The organism is Streptomyces sp. AF1A, assembly GCF_047340315.1.
Lineage (GTDB): Bacteria > Actinomycetota > Actinomycetes > Streptomycetales > Streptomycetaceae > Streptomyces.
Genome location: NZ_JBLEBI010000338.1, coordinates 1 through 2,772, shown reverse-complemented (window position 1 = coordinate 2,772; position 2,772 = coordinate 1). Strand labels below are relative to the sequence as shown.

The following is a 2,772-nucleotide window of genomic DNA, read 5'->3' as shown; positions in this document are numbered from 1 at the left end:
GGGGCCGCGGGTGTGGGGCTGGTCTCAGACGGCGACCGTCTCGCCCGGCAGGGACAGGTCCACGGCGATGGCGTGGTCGCCCCCGGAGTGCGTCGCCATGGAGGCGCGCGGGCCGTGGCCGGAGGCCTTCGCGGCCAGGACGTAGGCGCCCTGCGCGGGGACGGCGAGGGCGTAGGTGCCGTCCTCGGCCGACACGGTGGCGCCCGCCTGGCGGCCCCGCCGGTCGATCAGCGTGACCTTGGCCCGGGCGACCGGAGCGCCGGTGGCGTCCAGCACGCGGCCGCGGAAGGCGCGCAGCACCTCCTCGGCGCGCTGCAGGTTCTCCTCCTCCTCGCTGCTCACCCGCAGCTGCGCGTGCCGGTCCGGGCGGGCGGCCTTCGGCAGGAACAGCGCGAGCAGCAGGCCCACCGCCACGGCGGCCGTGGCGATCAGGAAGGAGACGCGGAAGCCGTGCATGGTCGGGATCGCGACGCCGCCCACGGTGTGCGCGGTGTTGGCCAGCACCATGCCGATGACGGCGCTGGACACCGAGGTGCCGATGGACCGCATCAGGGTGTTGAGGCCGTTGGCCGCGCCCGTCTCCGAGGCCGGGACCGCGCCGACGATCAGCGCGGGCAGCGAGGAATAGGCGAGGCCGATGCCCGCGCCGAGGATCACGGACGTGACGATCGTCTGCCAGGCCGCGTCCATCAGGCCGAGCCCGCCGCCGTAGCCGATGGCGATGATCAGCAGACCGGTGATCAGGGTGACCTTGGGCCCGAAGCGGGCGGACAGCCGGGCGTACACCGGCGCGGTGAACATCATCGTCAGGCCCAGCGGGGCCACGCACAGACCGGCCACGACCATCGACTGGCCGAGGCCGTAGCCGGTGGCCTTCGGCAGCTGGAGCAGCTGGGGCAGGACCAGCGAGACGACGTAGAAGGCGACGCCGACCATGATCGACGCGAGGTTGGTGAAGAGCACGGCGGGGCGGGCGGTGGTGCGCAGGTCGACCAGCGGCGCCTGGACGCGCAGCTCGAACAGGCCCCACAGCAGGAGCACGACGACGGACGCGCCGAACAGGCCGAGCGTGGTGCCCGAGGACCAGCCCCAGTCGCTGCCCTTGGTGATGGGCAGCAGGAGCAGGACCAGGCCGGCGGAGAGACCGGTGGCGCCGAGCAGGTCGAAGGAGCCCTCCGCCCGCATCGGGGACTCGGGCACGACGAGAAGGGTGAGGGCGATGGCGAGCACGCCGAGGCCGGCGGCGCCGTAGAACAGCACGTGCCAGTTCGTGTGCTGCGCGACCAGGGCCGCGGCGGGCAGCGCGAGACCGCCGCCGACGCCGATCGAGGAGCTCATCAGGGCCATCGCCGAGCCGAGCCGCTCGCGCGGCAGCATGTCCCGCATCAGGCCGATGCCGAGCGGGATCGCGCCCATGGCGAAGCCCTGCAGGGTACGGCCGACGATCATGGTGAGCAGCTGGCTGGTGACCGCGCTGACCAGGGCGCCGACCACCATCACGGCGAGGCTGAGCACCAGCATGCGCCGCTTGCCGTACAGGTCGCCGAGCCGGCCCATGATCGGGGTGGCCACGGCGCCGGACAGGAGGGTCGAGGTCAGCACCCAGGTCGCGTTGCTGGGGGCGGTGCTCAGCAACTGCGGCAGGTCCTTGATGACCGGCACGAGCAGGGTCTGCATCACCGCGACCACGATGCCCGCGAAGGCGAGCACCGGGACGACGGGCCTGCTCGCGCTCCGTGCCGGCCGGTCGGTCGTCGTATGGGTCATTGAGTGAGGCCTCCCGTTGACATGAGTGCCCGGTAAACCTCGTATGCACAGGCAACTATTCCGTTGCTTCGAGTGCCTAACGAATCTTTGACCGTTCCTTGGGTTTCTGATCCCTTGTCAGGGGAGGGGGAGTCGGTGGAACACGTTCCCGTCTCCCGTCTCCCGGCCGTGGACCGGAGAAGTGGTCTCCCGGCTGTGGACCGGAGGGCCGGTCTCCCGGCTGTGGACCGGAGGGCCGGTCTCCCGGCTGTGGACCGGAGGGCCGGTCTCCCGGTCGTGGGCCAAAGGACCGGCGGCTCACAGCCACCCCTGCTGCCGGGCCTCCCGCACCGCCTCCGTGCGGTTGCGGGTGCCCGTCTTGCCGATCGCCGAGGACAGGTAGTTGCGCACGGTCGACTCGGAGAGATGGAGCCGGCCGGCGATGTCGGCGACCGTCGCGCCGTCCACCGACGCCTTCAGCACGTCGCACTCCCGGGCCGTCAGCGGATTCGGCCCGGCGCTGAGCGCCGCCGCGGCCAGCGCCGGATCGACCACGGTCTCTCCCGCGAGCACCCGCCGGATCGCCGCTGCCAGCTCCTCCACCGGCCCGTCCTTGACGAGGAAACCCGCCGCGCCGGCCTCCATGGCCCGGCGCAGATAGCCGGGCCGGCCGAAGGTGGTGAGGATCAGCACCCGGCAGTCGGGCGCCCGCTCGCGCAGCTCGGCCGCCGCGTCCAGGCCGCTGATGCCCGGCAGTTCGATGTCCAGGAGCGCCACGTCCGGCCGGTGGTCGAGCACGGCGTCCACGATGGCGTCGCCCGAGGACAGCTGCGCCACGACCTCGATGTCCTCCTCCATGCCCAGCAGCAGGGCGAGGGCGCCGCGCATCATGCCCTGGTCCTCGGCGAGCAGGACCCGGATCGACGTGGCGGTCCGGCCGCCCCGGGGCGTCTCGTTCATGGCCACAGAGTACGGCCGGCCGACGCGGCGGGGCGCCTACCCACCGCCCCCACGCCGGCCCACCCG

At 72.8% G+C, this 2,772-nt stretch carries 2 protein-coding genes; both read right to left on the bottom strand.

Going from position 1 to position 2,772, the window contains the following annotated elements; all coding sequences use genetic code 11:
• Positions 1 to 24: 24 nt before the first annotated feature.
• Positions 25 to 1,767 (bottom strand): MFS transporter, encoded by a 1,743-nt coding sequence (locus ACLU3S_RS36595; RefSeq protein ID WP_413956287.1) that lies wholly within the window; start codon positions 1,765 to 1,767, stop codon positions 25 to 27.
• A 297-nt stretch (positions 1,768 to 2,064) separates the two neighbouring features.
• Entirely contained in the window at positions 2,065 to 2,706 is a 642-nt protein-coding gene (locus tag ACLU3S_RS36590; protein WP_413956286.1) for a response regulator, read from the bottom strand.
• Positions 2,707 to 2,772: the final 66 nt, after the last annotated feature.